18 protein-coding genes are annotated in these 21,625 nt (G+C 50.5%); 16 read left to right on the top strand and 2 right to left on the bottom strand.

Features of this window, described 5'->3' with window-relative positions:
- The first annotated feature begins 88 nt into the window (after window positions 1-88).
- From PGL02S_RS02295 to PGL02S_RS02265, 7 genes are all read left to right on the top strand, one after another.
- Complete coding sequence (locus tag PGL02S_RS02295) at window positions 89-2,158, top strand: bifunctional rhamnulose-1-phosphate aldolase/short-chain dehydrogenase (RefSeq protein WP_036642372.1); 2,070 nt, start codon at window positions 89-91, stop codon at window positions 2,156-2,158.
- A 122-nt stretch (window positions 2,159-2,280) separates the two neighbouring features.
- On the top strand, window positions 2,281-3,546 hold the full coding sequence (rhaA, locus tag PGL02S_RS02290; RefSeq protein ID WP_036642373.1) for an L-rhamnose isomerase: 1,266 nt from the start codon (window positions 2,281-2,283) through the stop codon (window positions 3,544-3,546).
- A gap of 78 nt (window positions 3,547-3,624) precedes the next feature.
- On the top strand, window positions 3,625-5,094 hold the full coding sequence (locus PGL02S_RS02285) for a rhamnulokinase (RefSeq protein WP_036642374.1): 1,470 nt from the start codon (window positions 3,625-3,627) through the stop codon (window positions 5,092-5,094).
- Window positions 5,095-5,125: 31 nt separating this feature from the next.
- Window positions 5,126-5,902, top strand: coding sequence for a DeoR/GlpR family DNA-binding transcription regulator (locus tag PGL02S_RS02280; protein WP_063456010.1), 777 nt, complete (start codon window positions 5,126-5,128; stop codon window positions 5,900-5,902).
- 102 nt (window positions 5,903-6,004) lie between these two features.
- Window positions 6,005-6,742, top strand: coding sequence for a (Fe-S)-binding protein (locus PGL02S_RS02275; RefSeq protein WP_006211050.1), 738 nt, complete (start codon window positions 6,005-6,007; stop codon window positions 6,740-6,742).
- The gene (locus PGL02S_RS02270; protein WP_006211049.1) at window positions 6,729-8,249 is read left to right on the top strand and encodes a LutB/LldF family L-lactate oxidation iron-sulfur protein; all 1,521 of its coding nucleotides are present in this window, start codon (window positions 6,729-6,731) and stop codon (window positions 8,247-8,249) included. The genes PGL02S_RS02275 and PGL02S_RS02270 overlap by 14 nt, the downstream gene beginning before the upstream one ends.
- On the top strand, window positions 8,242-8,979 hold the full coding sequence (locus PGL02S_RS02265) for a LutC/YkgG family protein (protein WP_036642376.1): 738 nt from the start codon (window positions 8,242-8,244) through the stop codon (window positions 8,977-8,979). Before PGL02S_RS02270 ends, PGL02S_RS02265 begins: the two co-directional genes overlap by 8 nt.
- A gap of 208 nt (window positions 8,980-9,187) precedes the next feature.
- Here the strand turns inward: PGL02S_RS02265 and PGL02S_RS02260 are convergent, their stop codons facing one another.
- Window positions 9,188-10,042: an SDR family oxidoreductase gene (locus tag PGL02S_RS02260; protein WP_036642382.1), complete on the bottom strand. Its 855-nt coding sequence runs from the start codon at window positions 10,040-10,042 to the stop codon at window positions 9,188-9,190.
- Between the two features lie 281 nt (window positions 10,043-10,323).
- On the opposite strand from PGL02S_RS02260, the gene PGL02S_RS02255 reads away from it, so the two are divergent.
- Window positions 10,324-11,832 (top strand): UDP-N-acetylmuramoyl-L-alanyl-D-glutamate--2,6-diaminopimelate ligase, encoded by a 1,509-nt coding sequence (locus PGL02S_RS02255; protein ID WP_036642384.1) that lies wholly within the window; start codon window positions 10,324-10,326, stop codon window positions 11,830-11,832.
- Between the two features lie 27 nt (window positions 11,833-11,859).
- A complete protein-coding gene (locus PGL02S_RS02250) occupies window positions 11,860-12,969 on the top strand; it encodes a PQQ-dependent sugar dehydrogenase (protein WP_036642385.1) in 1,110 nt (369 codons plus the stop codon).
- A 116-nt stretch (window positions 12,970-13,085) separates the two neighbouring features.
- Here the strand turns inward: PGL02S_RS02250 and PGL02S_RS02245 are convergent, their stop codons facing one another.
- Entirely contained in the window at window positions 13,086-13,733 is a 648-nt protein-coding gene (locus tag PGL02S_RS02245; protein WP_006211043.1) for a helix-turn-helix transcriptional regulator, read from the bottom strand.
- Between the two features lie 284 nt (window positions 13,734-14,017).
- On the opposite strand from PGL02S_RS02245, the gene PGL02S_RS02240 reads away from it, so the two are divergent.
- The 7 genes from PGL02S_RS02240 to PGL02S_RS02210 all read left to right on the top strand — a co-directional run bounded on the left by PGL02S_RS02240 (window position 14,018) and on the right by PGL02S_RS02210 (window position 21,622).
- Window positions 14,018-14,254: an indolepyruvate ferredoxin oxidoreductase subunit alpha gene (locus PGL02S_RS02240; RefSeq protein WP_006211042.1), complete on the top strand. Its 237-nt coding sequence runs from the start codon at window positions 14,018-14,020 to the stop codon at window positions 14,252-14,254.
- A gap of 561 nt (window positions 14,255-14,815) precedes the next feature.
- Entirely contained in the window at window positions 14,816-15,097 is a 282-nt protein-coding gene (locus PGL02S_RS02235) for a hypothetical protein (RefSeq protein ID WP_127502824.1), read from the top strand.
- A gap of 684 nt (window positions 15,098-15,781) precedes the next feature.
- Window positions 15,782-16,942, top strand: a complete 1,161-nt coding sequence (locus PGL02S_RS02230) for an ROK family transcriptional regulator (protein WP_006211040.1) — start codon at window positions 15,782-15,784, stop codon at window positions 16,940-16,942.
- 27 nt (window positions 16,943-16,969) lie between these two features.
- Complete coding sequence (locus PGL02S_RS02225; RefSeq protein WP_036642387.1) at window positions 16,970-17,974, top strand: asparaginase; 1,005 nt, start codon at window positions 16,970-16,972, stop codon at window positions 17,972-17,974.
- A 93-nt stretch (window positions 17,975-18,067) separates the two neighbouring features.
- Entirely contained in the window at window positions 18,068-19,657 is a 1,590-nt protein-coding gene (locus tag PGL02S_RS02220) for a glutathione ABC transporter substrate-binding protein (RefSeq protein WP_036642390.1), read from the top strand.
- Window positions 19,658-19,777: 120 nt separating this feature from the next.
- Entirely contained in the window at window positions 19,778-20,704 is a 927-nt protein-coding gene (locus tag PGL02S_RS02215) for an ABC transporter permease subunit (RefSeq protein WP_006211036.1), read from the top strand.
- A 12-nt stretch (window positions 20,705-20,716) separates the two neighbouring features.
- On the top strand, window positions 20,717-21,622 hold the full coding sequence (locus PGL02S_RS02210; RefSeq protein WP_006211035.1) for an ABC transporter permease: 906 nt from the start codon (window positions 20,717-20,719) through the stop codon (window positions 21,620-21,622).
- Window positions 21,623-21,625: the final 3 nt, after the last annotated feature.

Raw genomic sequence — 21,625 nt, 5'->3', positions numbered from 1 at the left:
AAAAACACACTATTCAAACATAAACGGACATGATAATATAGGAATCAAATGAAAGCAAATTCATATGGTCAATCGGAGGGGAAACTTCATGGTTCAGAGCTTATGGGAACAATCTACAGCGCAGCAGGCACAAAATACATTGGATGAGCTTGTATACCGTTCCAATTTGATTGGGGCGGATCGGCGCGTCTGCAATTGGGGCGGCGGCAACACATCCAGCAAAACCACGATTCAGGATTTCCGAGGCAAAGATGTAGAGGTCATGTATGTGAAGGGCAGCGGCTCCGACCTTGCAACCATGAAATCGGGCAATTTCACAGGCTTGCGACTGGAGGATATTCGGCCATTGTTCGAGAGGGAATCGATGTCCGATGAGGAAATGGTGGCTTATCTGGGCCACTGCATGGTGGATGCCAAGCATCCTCGCGCTTCCATTGAAACGCTGCTGCATGCGTTCTTGCCGTTCCGGCATGTGGATCATACGCATCCCGATGCCATCATCAGCTTATGCTGCGCTCATAACGGCAAGGAACTGGCCCAAGAAATCTTTGGCGACCGATTCGTATGGGTTCCGTATGTACGACCCGGGTTCACACTGTCGAAGATGATTGCGGAAGGGGTGCTGGCGAATCCCCAAGCTGAGCTTGTTCTCATGGAGAAGCATGGTCTCGTAACCTGGGGAGATACCTCTGAGGCATGTTATGCGCAAACAATTCGTATCATTAGCGAAGCAGAGGCTTTCATCGAAGCCCGGGTTAACAACGACAAGCTGTTTGGCGGGCGCAAATTTGCCCCGTTGACCTCTGAGGTACGCCGCAGCATTGCGGCAGAGGTGATGCCTGCCGTTCGTGGTGCTGTGAGCGACGTCAAGAAGATGATCCTGTCTTTTGACGATCAGGACGATGTGCTGGACTTTGTCGGCGGCAGCGATGCCCCCAAGCTATCCCAGGTAGGAGCGGCATGCCCAGACCATCTGGTCCATACCAAGGTTGTTCCCCTCTTCATCGATTGGACACCGGATGCTGACGATGTGGAAGGCCTTAAGGCGAAGCTGTTTGAAGGCATTGCAGACTACAAAGAGCAGTATAAAGCGTACTTTGAACGCAACCGCCATGAAGGTGATGTTATGTTCGAAGCAGCTCCGCGCGTTATCCTTATCCCTGGGATCGGGATGATTAATACCGGCAAGAGCTGGGCAATGTCGCAAGTCAGCGGTGCCCTGTACCATCGGGCGATTGCGGTTATGCGGGGGGCGACGGCACTGGGTGATTTTGTGTCCCTGAGCGAGAATGAGTCTTACAATGTAGAGTACTGGCCGCTTGAGCTGTACAAATTGTCCCTCGCTCCTGCCGAGACGGAGTTCTCCCGTCAGGTTGCCTTCATCACAGGCGGGGCAGGCGGGATCGGCAGTGCAACCGCCCGTCGATTGGTGTCCGGGGGAGCGCATGTTGTGCTGGCCGATTTAAATTTAGAAGGAGCGCAGCAGGTTGCCGAGGAGATTAATGCAAAATACGGAGATCATCGGGCGTTTGCTGTTAAAATGGATGTAACCGATGAAGAGGCGGTTCAACGCGCCTATCGTGAAACGGCAATAACCTATGGCGGCGTTGATATCATTATCAATAACGCGGGCCTTGCAACATCCAGTCCGTTTGATGAGACTAGCCTGAAGGAATGGAACCTGAACATGAACGTTCTGGGGACGGGGTATTTCCTTGTAGCCCGAGAAGCCTTTAAATTAATGAAGGTACAGGGCGTCGGCGGAAGCATGGTGTTTGTTGGCTCGAAAAACTCCGTCTATGCCGGGAAAAACGTGACCGCATACAGCTCCGCGAAAGCACTGGAGGCGCATCTGGCCCGCTGCATTGCTGCTGAAGGCGGGGAATACGGAATCCGAGTCAACACGATTTTGCCTGACGCGATTCTGCAAGGGTCTGCAATATGGAACTCGAACTGGAGAAATGAGCGGGCGGCAGCCTATGGAATTGAACCGGATCAACTGGAAGAGCATTACCGTAAACGCACGACTCTTCTTGTGAATATATATCCGCAAGACATTGCCGAAGGCATTGCTTACTTCGCTTCTTCGAGATCCTCGAAGACAACCGGCTGCATGCTGACCATTGACGGCGGAGTGCCGGCTGCATTTACTCGTTAATTTGGATAGAAGCACATGCACATACGCGATCCACAAGGAATCATGATGATATCATATTTCATATAATCGGGCGCTGGGTCTCTTATGACCCGGCGATCCTCATTCAAGCGGGGGGTTATGAGATGAGGCAGGATGTTGCAAGGAATTATGAAGAAGCGAAAAAGCTCTATGAGCAGCATGGCATCCAGGTAGATGAAATCTTGACGGAGCTTGAACGTATCAAAATCTCCATCCATTGCTGGCAAGGAGACGATGTTCGCGGATTTCTGTTCCGGGATCAGGAGCTGTCTGGCGGGATTTCCGTAACCGGCGAGTATCCCGGCGCAGCAGGAACGCCGGAGCAGCTTCGGGCCGATCTGGAAAAAGCGATGTCGCTTATTCCGGGATCGCATAAGGTGAACCTCCATGCCATATATGCGGACACCGAGGAATCGGTGGATTTGGATCAGCTGGAGCCCAAGCATTTTCAGTCCTGGGTGGATTGGGCCAAAGTACAGGGAATCGGGCTTGATTTTAATCCAACCTGCTTCTCCCACGACAAGTCGAGGGACGGTTTTACGCTAAGCCATGCCGATCCGGCTATTCGCCAATTCTGGATTGACCATTGCAAGGCTTCACGCAGAATCGGGGCTTATTTTGGTGAACAGCTGGGTCAGACCTGCGTGACCAACATCTGGATCCCGGATGGTTATAAAGACATACCGGTTGATCGTTTAGCGCCCAGACAACGGCTGAAGGCATCGCTGGATGAGATTTTTGCCGAGGAGATCAATCCAGACTGGAACCTCGATGCCGTAGAGAGCAAGCTGTTCGGGTTGGGCTCCGAGGCTTACGTTGTCGGCTCCCATGAATTTTATATGGGGTACGGCATTCAGAATAATAAGCTGATTTGCCTTGACGCAGGTCATTTCCACCCAACCGAAGGCATTGCCGGAAAGCTGTCCTCACTCGCGCTCTTTACGGAAGGGCTCCTCCTTCATGTAAGCCGGCCGATGCGGTGGGACAGTGACCATGTTGTCATTATGGATGATGAGTTAATTGAAATTGGACGCGAGCTTGTGCGTAATGACTTGCTTGGTGTCACCCATATCGGGCTGGACTTTTTCGATGCAAGCATTAACCGCATTGCCGCTTGGGTTATCGGTACTCGCAATACGATTAAGGCGCTGCTTCGTGCCAAGCTCGAACCGACCGAGACGCTGAAGCAAGCCGAGCTTGAGGGTGATTACACAACCCGTCTTGCGTTAATGGAAGAGTTTAAATCCTATCCCTTTGGAGCGGTGTGGGATTACTACTGCGAACGCATGGGGGTACCCGTCAGGGAAGAATGGTTATCCGAAGTGAAGCGGTATGAGCAGGACGTATTACTGAAGCGCTTCGGGTCATAAGTAGAGCAGGATCATTTTTTATGCAATCATCGTTGTGTCGGGCAGTGGAAATTGATCTGACAAGGAGGCTAGAGAACGTTGAGCGTTCTTGCATTTGATATTGGAGCAAGCAGCGGAAGAGCTATGCTGGGGCAGTTAAGCAGCCGAACCATTGAAGTGAAGGAAATCCACCGATTTCCGAATGACCCTGTTCGAGTTGGCAACCGCTTACAATGGGACGTTCTCCGGATTTATCATGAGATGAAGCAGGGCTTGCTGCGGGCGAAAGGGCAGCACGGACTGCCGACAAGCATAGGCATCGATACCTGGGCGGTGGATTACGGTCTTGTGGATCGGAATGGCGAGCTTATGACGAATCCGTATCATTATCGCGATACGCACACGGACGGTGTGATGGAACAGGTCATGAAAAGCGTGCCGCCTTCCGAGATTTTTGAACGGACGGGGATTCAGTTCCTCCCGTTTAACACCATTTATCAGCTGGCCTCAATCCGGCAGCAGAAGCCTTATCTGCTTCAAGAAGCGGAGCGGTTCTTGATGATTCCCGATCTGCTGCGCTACTTCTTGACCGGTGAGATGGCTAATGAGTTTACGAATGCTACCACGACGCAGCTGTATAATCCGGTTTCAGGCAGCTGGGATCATTATCTGATGAATTCTTTGCATATACCTCATGGGATGTTTCATCCAGTCGTTCAACCCGGCACTCCCGTTGGATCTTTGAGATCTTCCGTAACAGAGGAGCTGGGGATCGCGTCCGTTCCGGTTTATACGGTTGCCGAGCATGATACGGCATCCGCCGTGGTGGCGGTACCGGCACTGGATCGGTCATTTGCTTACTTAAGCTGCGGTACCTGGTCGTTGATGGGAACAGAGGTGGAGCAGCCTGTCATTCATGAACGGGCCAGAGAGCTGAACTTCACGAATGAGGGAGGGGCATACGGTACTTACCGGCTGCTCAAGAACATCATGGGTCTGTGGATTCTGCAGGAGTGCCAGCGGACCTGGGAGCGGGAAGGGTTATCCTACTCGTACCCCGAATTGGTTAAGATGGCGGATGCAGCACCTGCTTTTGCATGTTTCATTGATCCGGACGATCCCTTATTCCTCCCGGCTGGAGACATGCCGAAGCGGGTAAGGGAGTATGCGGCTCGCACCAACCAGCGCATTCCGCAAGGTGAAGGTGCCATCGTGCGCTGCATCATGGAGAGTTTGGCCATGCAGTACCGTTATGTGCTGGATTTGACCGAGGAATTGTCCGGACAGAAATTTCAAGGGTTGCATATGGTAGGCGGTGGCATTCATAATGAAATATTATGCCAGTGGACGGCGAATGCCATCGGCAAGCCTGTATGGGCTGGACCTGCAGAGGGCAGCGCCATTGGCAATATGGCTGTGCAGTGGATTGCGCAGGGCGAGCTGTCCGATATATGGGAGGCTCGTGCCGTTATTAGGGAATCATTCCCGGTCAAGACTTACGAGCCCGAGGATACTCCACTATGGGAGGATGCCTGTGGTGTGTTCGGTCAGCTGACCCGGAAGAGATAGAATATATCGAATAGTAAGGATGGGCGGTAATATGCTGGTTGCAGAACGATATGAGAAAATAGTACAGTTGGTCAACGAAAGAGGGAGCATCCGCGTCTCCGAGCTGAGTCAGCTATGCGGCGTAACGGAGGAAACGATTCGCCGTGACCTTGACAGGCTGGAGCAAGCAGGACGCCTGCGCCGTTCCCATGGAGGGGCGGTTAGTGTGAAGGATCAACCGGAAATTCAGCGCTCGCAGCCGGAGATACCGTATGCTGAACGGGAAATCATGAATGCGCTGGAGAAGCAGCGCATTGCGGAGGAAGCGGTCAAGCGAATCCATCCGAATGACCGTATCTTGCTTGATGCCAGCTCAACGGCCTGGTATATGGCAAAAATCATACCGGATATTCCGATTACGGTATTGACGAATTCAATCAAGGTGGCTGCCGAGCTAAGCACCAAGGAGCGCGTCCAGGTTATATCTACCGGCGGCATTCTGGCACACCGCTCGTTGTCCTTTGTCGGTCCGCTTGCGGAACGCTCTCTTGATGCTTATTACGTGGATAAAGCCTTTCTGTTCTGCAAGGGCGTGCACCTGGACAGGGGACTTAGCGAATCCAACGAGCTTCAGGCCAGAATAAAGCATAAAATGATTGGAATGACGGATGAGACCATTGTGCTTGCCGATGCCAGCAAATTCGGTGCTCAGGCTTTTGCCCAGGTAGCCGACTTGTCTCAAGTGAATCTGATTATTACGGATAGGAGATTAACGGAAGAGGAAGCCGATCCTTATCGAGCTTTAGGCATCACCATTCAATCTGTGTAGAGCAGCGAATGGACATCAACATTGGAATCCCCCCGAGGTCGGGGGGTTCTTGCCAGAGACCGATCAATCGGTCCATATCCTGATGATAGCGGGGTGAAAATCATGAAGATTTCGTTGTTTGTTACTTGCCTCAGTGATGCCTTGTTCCCGCGGGTGGCTGAATCCATGGCAAGGCTGCTGGCCAGGTACGGTGTTCATTTGGAATTCCCGGAAATTCAGACCTGCTGCGGTCAGCCGGCCTATAACAGCGGTTACTGGGAGGACGCACGAATAAGCGCGAGGACGATTCTCGACGCTTTCGAAGATAGTGACTTCGTTGTTTCCCCTTCCGGTTCCTGCACCTATATGATTCATCATTATCCGGATCTGTTCAAGGACGATCCCCTCTACCTGAAAAAAGCGAAAGCGCTTCAATTCAAATCCTATGAGTTTACCCAGTTCCTTGTCGATGTGCTCGGTGTGACCGATGTGGGAGCCGTTTATCCGCAAAAGGTAACCTACCATCCCTCCTGTCACGGCAGCCGTCTGCTGGGCGTTAAGGATGAACCGATGAAGCTGTTGAATCAGGTGAAGGGGCTGGAGCTTGTACCGCTGCCTTTTGCAGAGGATTGCTGCGGGTTCGGAGGCACGTTTGCCGTGAAGATGGCGGATATTTCGGGAGCCATGGTCACCGAGAAAAGCGATCATGTGCTGGAGACGGAAGCGACCGTGCTGGTCGGTCTTGATATGGCCTGCCTGATGAATATTGCCGGCAATTTGCGTCATCGGGGCGAGAAGGTGCAGGTCAAGCACTTGGCCGAACTTCTGTACGAGGGGGTGAGCGTGCATGAACACAGCTGAATCGAAAGCGCATTCGGTTAAGGAACGTGCAGGTTACGCTCTGAACAACGAATTTCTGCGCAATGCGGTGAAGTTTACAACAGAGCGGCTGCGGCTTGGCAAAAAGCTGGCGTCGGAGGAGCATGGCAACTGGGATGAGTGGAGGGAGCGAGGACGTCAAATCCGGCTTCATACCATCGCTCACCTGGATTACTATTTGAATGAGTTTGCTGAACAGGCCAGGGCGAACGGGGCTCATGTCCACTTTGCGGAGACGGCGGAGGAAGCGGTCGCGCTATCCCTGCAGATCGCGGAGCACAAGTCCGCCAAGTCCGTCGTAAAGTCCAAATCGATGGTGTCCGAGGAGCTGCATTTGAACAAAGCACTGGATTCCATCGGCGTGGAGGCCGTGGAAACGGACCTCGGCGAGTACATTATTCAGCTTGCGGATGAAACCCCATCCCATATCATCATCCCTGCGATCCACAAGAACCGTTATCAGATCGCAGAGCTTCTGTCTGAGGAGGCGGGCGAAACGCTGCCGCCCGACACGGCGATCATGGCAGGTTTTGTACGAATGAAACTGCGCGAGAAGTTTCTCGAAGCGGATATTGGCATGACGGGCTGTAATTTTGCAATTGCCGAGACGGGATCGATGGTATTGTTCGAGAACGAAGGCAATGCCCGGATGGTGACCACCGTGCCCAAGACGCAAATAACGCTTATGGGAATGGAGCGGATCATCCCGTCATGGGCTGACCTGGAAGTGATGGCCACCTTGCTCCCGCGGTCAGCGACCGGCCAGAAGCTGACAGTCTATATGTCTGGAATCAGTGGTCCCAAGAGAGAGCTGGACGCCGATGGACCTGATGAAATGCATATTATCATCATCGATAATGGGCGTTCTCTCCAGCTCGGCGATCCGGAATTCCAGGAGCTGCTCAACTGCATTCGCTGCGGCGCATGCCTGAACGCCTGTCCCGTATATCGCCATATTGGCGGTCACGCATACGGAGGCACCTACAGCGGTCCGATCGGTGCCGTATTGACTCCGGCGTTAAACAAGAATGTCGCGGAATGGGATGATATCGCCAACGCATCGAGTCTGTGCGGAGCATGTTATGAGGCATGTCCTGTGAAGATTCCGCTCCACGATATGCTGGTATCCTTACGGCGAAGAAAGATTGAGGCCGGACGGGGTGACAAGCTGGAAGCCATGGGGATGAAGGGCTTCTCCGCGATAATGGGTAATGCCAAACGTTATCGCAGCGTGGTATCCCTGGGGAAATGGGGGCAGAAGTTTGTCGTTCGAAACGGGGAGATTCGGACACGGATCGGCCCGTTGAAAGGATGGAACTCGTACCGAGTGACCCCGAGTCTGCCTAAGCAGTCCTTCCGGGATCGGTGGCCGGAGATGGAGCGGGATATCCGCCGAACCTCCGGGCAGATGGAGCCTGAAATCGCAAACCGATTGAAGGAACGGCTTCAGCAGCAGAAGTCGCGAAAGGGGGAGGACTCCCATGGGTAACCATGCAGACGGCGGGTGGTTAAGCCAACTGGAAGAACGCTCGCGCAAGAAACAGGAGTTGTTCATGGATGGGATTGCCGCGAAGCTGGGAAGAGACCGCGTTCGGTCAGCTCCGGAGCATCCTTTTCGCGGTGCGCCTGATTTCTGGCATGAATTCCAGTGGCCGCTGGAAGAGAAGATTACGCAATTTACCGCGAACTTTGAAGCTGCCGGAGGCCATGCGGTCAGGGTAAGCAATCGTGAAGAGGTAAGCCGGTTTATTCGAGATAAGGCACTGGAGATGAGTGCGGCCACGATTCTTCGTCAACGGGAAGAGGCTCTGGACCTTTTAGAGCTTGAAGAGAGTTTGCCGGAGGCCATGATTCTCTCCTGGAACGAAGCTGCCGACACGGACTGGAGAGCTGTCGCCGCGAAGGCCGATTTTGGCGTGGTGATGGCTGATTATGCAGCGGCCTACACGGGTTCGATTACGGTGAAATCTGCCCCGCATAAAGGAAGATCGGTCAGCCTGCTGCCCACGGTACTGATTGCCGTCATTCCTGTCGATCGGATGTATACCCGTTTAGGCGAGATTCTGTTTCAGTTTGATCAAGGCGGACGTGAGCAGCTTCCTGCCGGCATCCATTTCATCTCGGGTCCCAGCCGTTCTGCCGATATCGAGAATGATCTGACGATCGGCGTTCACGGACCCGGCATCGTCTATGCCGTACTAGTAGATTCTTATGAGTAATCATTAGATAAACAATAAGCCCCTTGCCTGGAGTAGGAATGTTTATACTCCAGGCAAGGGGCTGTTTAGCATGTCGGAATTCTATCATTTTCAGGCGAAGGTAAAAATCTCGGTAGCTGCAAGAAGAACATCCCTCCAAGCGGGTTCTGTTTTTCTGCAAGCACGTCGATGGTAGTTTACTCGGTCGCTCGTTGTTTTTTTTGTGAGATTATTTTCCTTTTCGCGTCAGCTCGGCCAGTCGATCCCACTGCTCATGGGTTACTTCTGACAGGTCATTGAACTGGCCTGCACCCCTCAGCCATTCGCCGCCATCAATGGTGATGACGTCCCCATTAATATAGCCGGCATAATCCGAGATGAGAAAGGCGGCCAGGTTGGCCAATTCCTCCGCGTCGCCAACGCGTCGCAGGGGAATGCGGTCGATCATTTTCTGCTCAAGCTCCGGCGTCGGCGATAATCTTGACCATGCGCCTTCAGTTGGGAACGGTCCGGGCGCAATGGCTACTTGACGAATACCGTAAGAGGCCCATTCCACAGCTAAGGATCGGGTAAGTGCGAGCACTCCCGCTTTCGCAGCTGCGGAAGGGACCACGTACCCTGAGCCTGTTGAAGCGTAGGTAGTGACAATGTTGAGCATCGTTCCGTTCTTCCCCTGCTCGATCCAGCGCTTGCCAACCTCAAGGGTCGTGTAGAAAGTTCCATGCAGCACGATATTTAACACAGCATCCACCGCTCGTGGCGAAAGACGTTCAGTCGGGCTGATAAAATTGCCAGCCGCATTGTTCACAAGCACATCAATGCCTCCATAATGCAATTCTGCTGCATCGACTAGTGCTGTGATCTGCGCAGGATCCCGTACATCACAGGTCTGATGCCATACCTCGCATCCCAATTGCCTTAGCTCATCAGCCGTCTGCTGCAGAACCTCCTCCCGGCGTCCGCATATGCCCAGCTTGGCGCCAAGCTGTGCGAACTTCTCGCCCATGGCACGTCCCAGTCCGGTTGCGCCTCCTGTGATCAATACGACTTTGTTTTGAAGTAAATCTTCGGTGAATGGTCCCATCGATTATTCTCCTTTCAAGCAGTGATGAAATAGCAGAACGAATAAGTGAATCTGATGTTCATATGAGCGGCTGGTTTCGATATTCGATATTGGAATTGCAACCGCTTACTTCCAGCGTAACATGGTTATCTCTTCCAGTCATCATATTCTTGTTTCATAACGGGCTGGCTTGGTTAGGTTAATAAGAAACGCTGGTTTAAAACGATACATCGTCGTGAATTCTACGCCTTAATATCACAACGGACCTTGAACGGATTACATCACGAGATGAGGTACCCTACATGAACCTGAAATCACTGACGGAGCGGCTGATTCTTAAGACAATTACAGGCAGCGCTGCTGTGGAAATCACGAATCTCGATACGGATTCAAGAGCCATCAGACCTGGCGGATTGTTTGTCTGCGTTCCGGGATTTAATGTAGACGGCCATGATTATATCGAGCATGCGATACAGAACGGTGCTGTTGCCATTATGGCTGAGAAGGAGCTTCCGGAGCTTCCCGGGAACATTACGCGGATTACTGTGCCGGATACAAGAAGGGTGCTTCCCATTTTAGCCAACTCCTTTTTCGGTAATCCTACCGAGCAGCTGAAATTGATCGGGATTACGGGGACGAACGGCAAAACAACAACAACACATATGGTTGATAAGGTGCTGAATGATTCCAACCGCAAAACGGGAATTATCGGTACTCTCTATATGAAAATCGGAGATCATGTAGAGAAAACGTTGAATACCACGCCGGATACGATCCAGCTGCAGCGATATTTTCATGCGATGGTCGCGCATGGCGGCACGTATGGCGTGTTGGAAGTATCCTCGCATGGACTGGATATGGGAAGAGTGCGGGGGTGTGATTTTCAGACCGTTGTTTTTACAAACCTGTCCCATGATCATCTCGATTTCCATCAGAACATGGAGAGTTATCGCAATACGAAGGAACTGCTATTCACCCAACTAGGCAACAGTGATCGTGACATGCAGAAAAAAGTGGTGCTGAATGCTGATGATGCGGCCTCATCCTATTACGGGAAGCGTACATCCGCACAGATTGTGACATACGGCATTCATAACCCGGCGGATGTTCGTGCTCTGCATATTCAAAATACCGGCGACGGCTGCAACTTTATCGTAGAGACGCCATGGGGAAGTAGCGACTTCACTATGAAGGTTCATGGCATACACAACGTGTACAATGCGCTGGCGGCCATTACTACCTGTCTGCTCGAAGGGATTCCGATCCAAGAAATCAGGAACAGTCTTCAGGATTTTGCAGGTGTTCATGGACGTTTTCAAGAAATAAAGACAGACAGGAGTTTTCGCGTAGTTGTAGATTATGCCCATAATCCGGATGGGCTCAAGGCAACCTTGCTGTCCGCTAAAGAAATTACCTCGGGGAAAATGATATGCGTGATGGGCTGTCGGGGCGAACGGGATCGGCTCAAACGGCCGATCATGGCGGATATTGCAGCATCCTATTCGGATTATGTGTTGTTCACAACGGACAATCCGTTCTCCGAGGACCCGGAGCAGATCATAGCTGAGATGCTCGGAGGTTTGAGCTCTCATCATGCCGTCAACTGGGAGGTAGTGCCGAACCGCAAAGAGGCGATTCAACGAGCGGTCGAGATGGCCGGGGACCAGGACAGGATTATCATTACCGGGCGGGGTCATGAGACCCGTTACGTAGCGGGGAGCCAGGTTGATTCTTTCAGCGATGAGGAGGTTGTGCTGAGTTCCCTTCAGGTCATGGAGCACGGCATCCAGATGATGTCACCCGAACAATAAGCTTAAGCGATCTTGGGAGGTGTAATCTTGAAACGAACAACGATTGGCATCATGTTAGCAGCGATTTTGTTGACTGTGACAGCTTGTACCAGCCCTTCATCCCCGTCAACGGAGGGAGAGCGGCAGGAACAGGAGCAGGAGCAGGAGGTCAGCCGGGAGGAAAAGTCCCCCGATACTCCATACCAAATGCTTGCTGAACAATTGAAGACACCCTGGGCGATTGATTTTGACGGAGAAACGATTTATATCAGCGAACGGGGAGGGAATATCGTTCAGATCCAGGACGGCGCATTCAACAGACAGTCTGTACATACAGAGAAGCCGGTTGCCCAGATAGGAGAAGGCGGGTTCTTGGGCTTTGTATTAGCCCCTGATTTCAAGGAATCCAGAAGAGCCTTCGCCTATCACAGCTATGATCAGGACGGATCGGTTATGAACCGGCTGGTTCTATTGGAGCAGAAGGGGAATGAATGGACAGAAGCGGAATCGTTCATTGAGAAAATCCCGGGCTCCAATGTGCATAATGGCGGAAGAATAGCGATTGGACCCGACAATCATCTCTATGTGACTACCGGTGATTCAGGAGAGGGCGAGCTTGCGCAGAACCAGGAGAATCTTGCAGGGAAAATATTGCGGCTGACGCTGGATGGAAAAATTCCCGAGGATAACCCCACAGCAGGCTCCTATGTGTTTACGTTAGGTCACCGAAATTCGCAAGGCTTGGCTTGGAATTCCGAAGGAGAATTCTACAGCTCAGAACACGGACCATCCGGTACGCCTGGTGGACACGATGAGATTAATGAGATCACCGCAGGCAGCAATTATGGCTGGCCCGAGATTCTTGGGGATGAGCAGCAAGAGGGCATGAAGACCCCGGTGTACCATAGCGGCGATACGGCCATTGCTCCTTCGGGCATCGCTTTTGATGAAGAGGATCAGATGTATGTTGCTACCTTGCGCGGTCAGAAGCTGTACCGGTTCCAGCCGGAGAGTACCTCACTCGATGTTGTGTTGGAGGATGAAGGCAGATTAAGAGACGTGAAAGTATATAACGGCAAAATTTATGTCATTACCAACAACACCGATGGGCGGGGTGTGCCCTCCGATAACGATGACCGGCTGCTTGTACTGGAATAATTCAGAGAATTGTACATGTCTTGTCGTTTGAGAGAATAGGATAGAAGAAGCGTACCGTACCGTTCTAAAAAAGCCCCTTCCTGTATGGAAGAGGCCTTAAGTGGCAATAACAGATATTATGTTTGTCCGCTTTCGACCTGCTTTCGGATACGGTAGACGCATTTCTTGTCGCCCTTGGCGAGGCATTCGGTACGTTCCACATCGGCCTCCAGCAGCGATTGAAACAGGTCAAGCTCACAGCGGCAGGCATGCTGGAACCGGTTGGCTACCTGGGATATCGGGCAGTTCAATTCTTCGAATATATATTCATCTTCCGTTACCTTTTTGTAATCGACCATATATCCGTTGTCATTCTGAATTTGGGCAAGCGCTATAACACGCTCTTCCAGGGCATCCGCTTTAACAGCAGGCGTATACTTGTTCAACAGTGTACCTTTTCGTTTATCAAACAGCAGCGAAATCATCTCATCACCAGCTTCGTCCTGCAGCTCGCTGAGCAGGTCAAGAGCAAGAGCGTGATAGTTCTTAGGGAAAAAATCCTCCGCAGAATCGGTAAGACTGTATAAGGAAACGGGTCTTCCCATCGGTTGCTTCACGGTTCTGTATGTGATGTAGCCCTCATTTTTCAAGCTTTCCAGATGACGCCTGACGGCCATGCCGGTAATGCCTAATGTCTCGGTAATGGATTTTGTGCTCAGTTCACCATTTATTTTTAACATTTGCATGATATACTCGCGAGTGCTGTATGCGACTTCCTGATCCACTAAAATCACCGCCTTGTTTCTCGATGAATTACTTCTATTACAACTAAAAATCGTTAAAAAGCAATATGTCTCATCTTATGACTTTACCTTCTATAAGTCAACCGGAATAGCAGTTTTGTAAGCTTGATGTGACGCCGTTTATTGACAATCCACATGTTTGACCACATAATTATGATATATTTTAGTATAAAAAGTATAAAAAAACAAAGTGTCTCAAGGTCACGGAACTTTATTTGGAAATGATAGGCAATGAAAAATTATAACATGGGAAGGTGGAATCACGAATGTATGTTATTGGTTCGGCTTGTATCGAAGAGAAAGCGGGAGAATGCGTAGACGTTTGCCCTGTGGATTGTATAGAAGAAGGAGATGACCAGTTCTACATAGACACGGATATCTGTATTTCATGCGGTGCTTGCGAGGCAGCATGCCCGGTGGCCGCTATTTTCTATTTCGAGGACCTGCCGGAAGAAGAGAAGCATTACTTCGATAAAGCGGTTGAATATTATAAAAACAAGTAGGGCGCTCGGGCGCTCCGGTTTGAGGCTAGCAAGCGCTTCGGTTTGAGGCTATCCGCTCTGTTGTCCGTCCGTTTCTTGGATTGGAATAGGCAGGGGTGAAACGGACTCCCAAAGGATCGGCTATCCTCAAACCTCCGCTGTGGGGGAAGATCTACAGATCAAAAGATTAAGGGATCGAGAGGTTGAAAGATCGAATGCGAGAATAGCTTGACCAATCAATGATGTGTGCGAGCATCACCCTAACGGACCTAGCAGGCGTTATTCTAGCGAAATCGAGCGATTGCAGGGATTAACGGACACCGTAGCTCTTATTCGTCACTGAAAAGCACCTTTGGGGGTGTTTTCGAGTAATAAGAGCTCTCCAGTCCGTTAAAAAATCAAAAGCTGGTTTTTTAGGTAGATAAGAGCGTTCCAGTCCGTTAGCGTCCTCAGTTACTCAACCACCTAAGAACCACCCATTCAACCACGCTGCAGCTATCGACCCACGCCGGCAGCCATCGACGCGCGTGGACAGCCATCGACGCGGTAGCCAGCAAACTCCTCGGGCAGCATCCAAACCGCATGTACAGCCCTCGACGGACATCTATCCAACCACACAGCATCCATCAAATCACGCAGAAGTCATCGTACCGCACGGCGCCACCAACCCTCACGGGCAGCCACCGAGTCGTACAGCCATCTACCGTATCCCATGCCAGCCACCAAACCACACGCACAGCCATCGAACGACCCGGGCAGCCATTCGCCCCCGCGCCGATCACGCGCTGCGGGGCGATGGTCAACTCGCTCCAAGGGGACCGGCTGATTTCTAGCGAGCGGGAACAAAAAACAAAGAATCAATGACAACCAGTGATAATACTACAATCACAGATCATCAATTTTAAAGCCATTCGGGAAAAAAATGTACCCCATAAGACAGACACTTTAAAAAAGGTCATCTTATAGGGTGCATTTTAAAATTAGAGAAACCTCTCTAATTTATTTCTCGGGTGGTTTATTTCGCTTGGATGAAGTGTTCGACGTAGGCATGCCTCGAATCAACATCGTTATTACTTTAAACCCCTGTAAAACCACCTATTGAGGCGCTTAGAATGGGAAAATTTCCTGATGCGAGGTTCGGGGCATGCTTGGATGGATGTCGACCAAACAAGGCTGGCAAACATACAATAATTCGTTTCGCGGTTGGCTTTATTATGGAAGTCAAACCGCGGTGTTATCTACATTTCAGGAGATTTCGTGTCATATTAATGTCATGTTGTGCGCGTGAGAGGGGCAACTGTGTCTATGCAAGGGATTGTATCACTTTCGCAAAAAATTGAAATGCTTACATTTCCAAAATAAAAAAATAATAATTTAAATGTGTCATATATATTGACACTTTTACAAAAGACGTTTTATTATTAATATCACTGGAGAATAAAAATAATAAAATTGATAAAAATCACTGTTTTTTGATGATAACAGGTCGTTTTAAATGGAAAAATGATCTAATTAATCTACTGGTGAAATTAAATAGGGGATGTCTTCATGAAAAAGCATGATCAAGACTTTATGAAGCGGCAGAACAGACTCACGGTATTCCAAATCATCAAGAATGAACAGCCGATTTCAAGAGCAGCTATTGCCAAACAAACCGGAATGAGCCCGACAACCGTCAGCCGCATAGTGTCAGAGCTGACAGAAGAGGGATACGTTCATGAGACGGAAGAACAAGCTTCGGCCGGACGAGGAAGAAAGTCTTCCTTAATAAGGCTGCTGGATACTGCCGTGATCTCGATCGGCGTCGAGCTGGATCGTCACCAGGCCAACATCGGATTCATCGATGTACAGGGGAATGTGCTGTGCAGCGGCAATTTTCCCAGATCTTCGGGCGATACGCCAGAAGCAACGGTGGCTCGGATCGCAGACATTATTGAAGAGCTGATTCTTGAATGCGATATCGATCGCAGACGGATTGTGGGAATCGGCGTTGGGCTGCCAGGCATCATCGATGTTGAAGCAGGCATTGTCAATTTTTCCGTTCAGCTGGGTTGGAAGAATGTGCAGCTTGCCGAGAGACTGAAGGAATTAACGGGGCTTCAAGCTGTCGTAGACAATGAGCTGAAAGTGAAAGCATTGGCGGAACAATTAAAAGGCTCAGCGTATGGCTCCAACCGTACGGTTCTGCTGGGATTTGGTAATGGTGTAGGCTCGGCACTGATCCTGGAAGGGGAAATTTACCGGGGGGTGACCAACAGTGCGGGGGAAATCGGACATACCACGGTGGATCCTGAAGGCATGATGTGTGACTGCGGCAAGGCCGGCTGTCTTCAAACCTATATCAACATACCGTCCTTGCTATCAGAAGCCAGCAAAATAAAACCGGTTCGTACTATAGAAGAGTTATTCGCGGAGAGACGTGCAGGAACAAGATGGGCGTGTTACTTAATCGATCGAGCCCTTGCTTATATGGCCATTACAATCAACAACGTGGTTAGCATGTACAATCCTGACAGCGTCATCTTGAGCGGTGAAATTCTGGACAAGTTTCCCGAAGTGTATGAGGAGATTACCAATCTCTGTTATACGCAGTATATCTGGGAACCGCTTCAGGATTCCTTCACCATCGTCCGCTCCAAGCTGCATGAGCATGGCGTCATCATTGGCTCGGGACTTGTGGCACAGGATCGTTATTTTCAATTGAATTAATTCATCTAAAGATGGGGGAGCATGATTATGGGTTTTGTGCCATTGGTAGAGGAATATCGCGGAAATGTACTGGAGAATGTCCATTACGGAGCGATCAGCGTTGTAGACGAGAACGGAGGGGTCATTTATGCAGCAGGTGATCCGCATCACATGACATTCCTGAGATCGGCGGCTAAACCATTTCAGGCGATACCGGTTATGAAGCGCCGAATTGCCGAAGTCTACGGACTTACGGGGGAAGAGACGGCACTGTTTGCCGCTTCCCACCGGGGCGAACGCTTTCATATCGATGCCCTGGAATCCATTCTGAAAAAAACAGAGATTCAGGAGGAGGCCCTCCACTGCTGTGCAACCTATCCATTGAATGAGGATGCAAAGGCAGAGAGGCACCGCAACCATGAGGAGAAGCGCCGGATATTCCATAACTGCTCAGGCAAGCACAGCGGTTTGATTGCCCTGAGCAAGCATATGGGCTGGGACGAGAGCACGTATTACAAGCCGGAGCATCCGGTTCAGCAGGAAATCCTTGAAACCCTGGCTTACTTTGCTGAAGTTCCGGTTTCCTCGATTCCGCAAGGCATCGACGGCTGTGGGCTTCCCATCTTCGCACTTCCTCTGGATCGCATAGGGTACTCGTTCCTTAAGCTGGCTTGTCCGGATTTGATCCACGATGCGCAGACAGCGGATGCAGCTGCAAGAATGGCACAGCTGATGAACGAGTATCCGGATGTCATCGCAGATACGAGATTTGTGTGCTCGGCTCTGCTCCGGGATCCCAATCTGGCTGCCAAGGGCGGCGCCAAAGGCGTATACGGCATCGGACTTCGGGAGGAGCGCTTGGCCATCTCGCTTAAAGTATCCGATGGCTCCGAACAAGTATGGCCTTGTATCATTGCCTCCATCCTGGAGCGTCTTGGTTATGACAATCAAGCTACGATTGATCGATTGTATGATCTTGTGCCGAATGCGATCTTTAACGATGGCGGTACGCTTGTTGGCGAGCGGCGGGCCGTGTATGACTGGAATGATTAAGCTGTGAGGAACTCAAGGCTTAAGGAAGAGATGTTATTTTCTTAAGCGGCGAGTGAATCTATAGATATTATTACATCAAAGGGGGAGTAAACAATGAGATTCAAAGGTAGAACATGGTCACTGCTTATGCTGCTGCTCGCATTCACGATTGTTGCGGCAGGCTGCGGCGGAAATAGCGGAGGCGGTGAAGGTGCAAGTGAAGGCGGCGGCGAAACCAAGCCGGTGACAAAAGATAATAAAGACGTGGTCATTGCCATCAACGCCAACTTCATTACGCTTGACCCGCACAATGCTGGAGACACGCACTCGATTTCCGGTGCACGCACGATGTATGAAGGCCTGATGGGTTTCAATGAGAAAATGGAACTCGTGCCTATGCTGGCTGAAGACCACACAGTCAGTGAAGATGGTTTGACGTATACGTTCAACCTGCGTAAGAACGTGAAGTTTCATGATGGAACAGATTTCAATGCTGAAGCCGTAAAAGTCAATCTGGAGCGCATTATGAATGAAGAGAACAACCTTCGTATGCGCAAAAGCTTCTCGAAAGTGGCAGATGTTCAAACACCGGACGAACATACCGTTGTTATTACTCTCAGCGAGCCCTACAACGCGTTCTTGAACAAGACGGCCATGGCGCTGATCATCAGTCCGAAAGCGCTTGAAGACGGTATTGATATCACGAAGAACCCCGTGGGTACCGGAGCATACAAATTCAAAGAATGGGTCCAAGGTGATCGTCTCGTTGTGCTGAAGAACGAAGACTACTGGCAGGAGGGTCTGCCAAAAGTCGACAGCATCACGTTCAAGCCTGTACCTGAGAATGGTTCCCGTATTGCCATGCTGAAGACCGGAGAAGCGGACTTCATCTACCCGATGCCGACAGAGCAGGTATCTGAGGTCGAAGGCGATCAGAACATCGTTGTTGACAAGATCGATTCCACCATCGTGCGTTACATCACACTGAACACGATGAAGAAACCTTACGACGATCTGAAAGTCCGTCAAGCGATCAACTATGCAATCGATAAAGAAGCATACATTAAGGTTGTCAAATCCGGTCTTGGCTCCAAGCTGACTTCTTCCATGTCCTCAATGACACAGTATTATTCAGAGCAATCCGGTTATGACTACGATCCGGAGAAAGCCAAAGCACTCCTTGCGGAAGCTGGCTATCCGGAAGGATTCGAAGCAGAAATCTGGGGAGAGAACGACTCCGAAACGATGAAGGGTATGCAGTTCATTCAACAGCAGCTTGCTCTAGTCGGAATCAAAGTCGAAGTGAAATCGATGGAGGGTGCTACGCTGTCCGATCAAATCAACTCGGCAACGCCGGAAGATGCGAAGATTCAAATGTGGTATGTAAGCTGGTCACCATCTTCAGGCGATGCGGATGGAGCTACTAAAGGTCTGTTCAGCAGTGAATTCTTCCCGCCAGCTGGCTCTAATACAGCATATTACAAGAATGATAACGTAGATAAGTGGATCATGGATGCCAATAAGTCTGTAGATCCAGAGGCTGCAAAAAGCATTTATGCCGACATCCAGAAGCAAATCTGGGAAGATGCGCCATGGGCGTTCCTCGGTGTAGATCAGGTCATTACGGGTAAAAGAGCTTATCTTGAAGGCGTGAAGGCATTCCCTGATGGTTCCATCAATGTGCTGAATGCCGAAATAAAGTAATCAGACAGCGAAGAGCTTACTGAACGTATACCTTGTGGTGGGCCGCTTCTTAAGATTATTAAGGATGCGGCCCATCTTATTTTAAAAAGAGCTCAAATGTTGCGGAAGGAGGCTCATCCCTTGGGAAGATATGCAATTCAGAGGCTGCTGGGGGTTATCCCGCTGCTGTTCATTGTATCGATACTCGTATTTATGTTCATTCATCTTATTCCTGGAGATCCGGCGAGACTTGTTGCAGGTAAGGATGCCACCCTTGAGGAGATCAACGGTATTCGTGAGCAGCTGGGATTGAATTTGCCGTTATGGCAGCAATATGTTAATTACATGGGTGATCTGTTGAAGGGTGACTTGGGTGAATCCGTACGTTCCGGAATACCGGTTATGGAGATGTTGGAAAGCCGTTTTCTCCCAACCATTATCCTGACTTTTACCAGTCTTGGCTGGGCACTTATTATTGGACTGCTAATCGGGATTGTAACCGCTGTTAATCGAGGCAAATGGCCGGATTATATCGGTATGCTGGCCGCGATATCCGGTATTTCGCTGCCTGGATTCTGGCTGGGGCTTGTCCTTATACAAGTTTTCTCCGTTCAGTTGGGATGGTTCCCGACAGGGGGCATTGATACATGGCAATCCTATATTCTGCCTTCCTTCACGCTTGGAGCCGGCATTATGTCCATGCTGGCGAGATACTCCCGCTCCTCCATGCTGGAGACGATGCGTGAGGATTATGTCCGAACCGGACGCGCCAAAGGCTTGCGCGAGTTTACCGTTGTCGGAAGACATGCGCTGCGCAATTCCCTGATTCAAGTAGTGACCGTTGCCGGACTGCAGTTCGGGTTCCTGCTTGGCGGCTCGGTTATGGTTGAGACGGTATTCAGCATACCGGGCATGGGTCGTTTGTTGGTAGATTCCATCGCATTTCGTGATTATACCGTGATCCAGGCCTTGCTGTTAATGTTTGCAGCTGAATTTATTTTAATCAACCTGATCGTTGATCTGCTTTATGGCGTACTGAATCCGAAAATCCGGTATGCATCGAAATAGGAGGGGGAACCAATGAGCGACAACTCGACAGCGACTGTCATTTCTGTACCAGAGGAGACGCTTGTGAACAGGCCGGCAACAGGCAAATTCAAAGCGTTTATGTCTAAGTTTATGAAGCAAAAGCTTGCCGTTATATCCAGTGCGTTTATCCTGCTGTTATTCATAGTAGCAATAATCGGTCCGCATATTGTACCTTATCCTCCAAATGAACCGAATTACGACGCCCTGATGGAAGGACCATCGGCAGCGCATTGGGCAGGTACCGACGAGTATGGCCGGGATATTCTCAGCCGCTTGATCGATGGAACAAGGCTCACGATGGCTGTCAGCTTAAGCGCGGTATTCATTTCCGCAATAGCGGGTACCATTCTCGGACTAATCAGCGGTTATTATGGCGGCTGGATCGATCGTCTGATCATGCGGGGCAGCGATGTTATGTTCTCCTTCCCCGATCTGCTGCTTGCCATCGGTATCGTGGCGATTTTGGGGCCGGGCTTATCCAACGTGGTTATAGCAGTAGCCGTATTCGGGACGCCGTCGTTCGCAAGGATCATCCGAAGCGTAACCTTGTCTGCCAAAGAATCGCTGTATGTCGAAGCAGCTCAATCGATGGGCGCCAAGAATAATCGGATTATCTGGAAGCACATTTTTCCTGAAACCGTACCAAGCATCATTGTTAACGTCTCGATGAAAATCGGTGGCGCCATTCTGGCAGCGGCATCCTTGAGCTTCCTTGGACTTGGAGCGAAGCCGACTGAACCGGACTGGGGTGCCATGCTAAGCATGGGGCGTGATTACCTCAGCATTGCTCCGCATATCGTGTATTTTCCAGGCTTCATCATCTTTTTGACGGTGCTTGCTTTTAACCTGATTGGGGATGGCCTCAATGACGCGCTGGATCCGAAGACAAAAAATTAAAAG

This window comes from Paenibacillus glucanolyticus NBRC 15330, from assembly GCF_004000885.1.
Lineage (GTDB): Bacteria > Bacillota > Bacilli > Paenibacillales > Paenibacillaceae > Paenibacillus_AQ > Paenibacillus_AQ glucanolyticus.
Note: the sequence above shows the minus strand (reverse complement) of the source record. Positions and strands in the feature narration are given on the sequence as shown.

Excerpts from the sequence above, each read along its gene's own strand:
- PGL02S_RS02295 (WP_036642372.1), top strand. The coding sequence starts at position 89 with ATGGTTCAGAGCTTATGGGAACAATCTACAGCGCAGCAGGCACAAAAT.
- rhaA (WP_036642373.1), top strand. The coding sequence starts at position 2,281 with ATGAGGCAGGATGTTGCAAGGAATTATGAAGAAGCGAAAAAGCTCTAT.
- PGL02S_RS02280 (WP_063456010.1), top strand. The coding sequence starts at position 5,126 with ATGCTGGTTGCAGAACGATATGAGAAAATAGTACAGTTGGTCAACGAA.
- PGL02S_RS02275 (WP_006211050.1), top strand. The coding sequence starts at position 6,005 with ATGAAGATTTCGTTGTTTGTTACTTGCCTCAGTGATGCCTTGTTCCCG.
- PGL02S_RS02270 (WP_006211049.1), top strand. The coding sequence starts at position 6,729 with ATGAACACAGCTGAATCGAAAGCGCATTCGGTTAAGGAACGTGCAGGT.
- PGL02S_RS02265 (WP_036642376.1), top strand. The coding sequence starts at position 8,242 with ATGGGTAACCATGCAGACGGCGGGTGGTTAAGCCAACTGGAAGAACGC.
- PGL02S_RS02260 (WP_036642382.1), bottom strand. The coding sequence starts at position 10,042 with ATGGGACCATTCACCGAAGATTTACTTCAAAACAAAGTCGTATTGATC.
- PGL02S_RS02255 (WP_036642384.1), top strand. The coding sequence starts at position 10,324 with ATGAACCTGAAATCACTGACGGAGCGGCTGATTCTTAAGACAATTACA.
- PGL02S_RS02240 (WP_006211042.1), top strand. The coding sequence starts at position 14,018 with ATGTATGTTATTGGTTCGGCTTGTATCGAAGAGAAAGCGGGAGAATGC.
- PGL02S_RS02235 (WP_127502824.1), top strand. The coding sequence starts at position 14,816 with ATGTACAGCCCTCGACGGACATCTATCCAACCACACAGCATCCATCAA.
- PGL02S_RS02230 (WP_006211040.1), top strand. The coding sequence starts at position 15,782 with ATGAAAAAGCATGATCAAGACTTTATGAAGCGGCAGAACAGACTCACG.
- PGL02S_RS02225 (WP_036642387.1), top strand. The coding sequence starts at position 16,970 with ATGGGTTTTGTGCCATTGGTAGAGGAATATCGCGGAAATGTACTGGAG.
- PGL02S_RS02220 (WP_036642390.1), top strand. The coding sequence starts at position 18,068 with ATGAGATTCAAAGGTAGAACATGGTCACTGCTTATGCTGCTGCTCGCA.
- PGL02S_RS02210 (WP_006211035.1), top strand. The coding sequence starts at position 20,717 with ATGAGCGACAACTCGACAGCGACTGTCATTTCTGTACCAGAGGAGACG.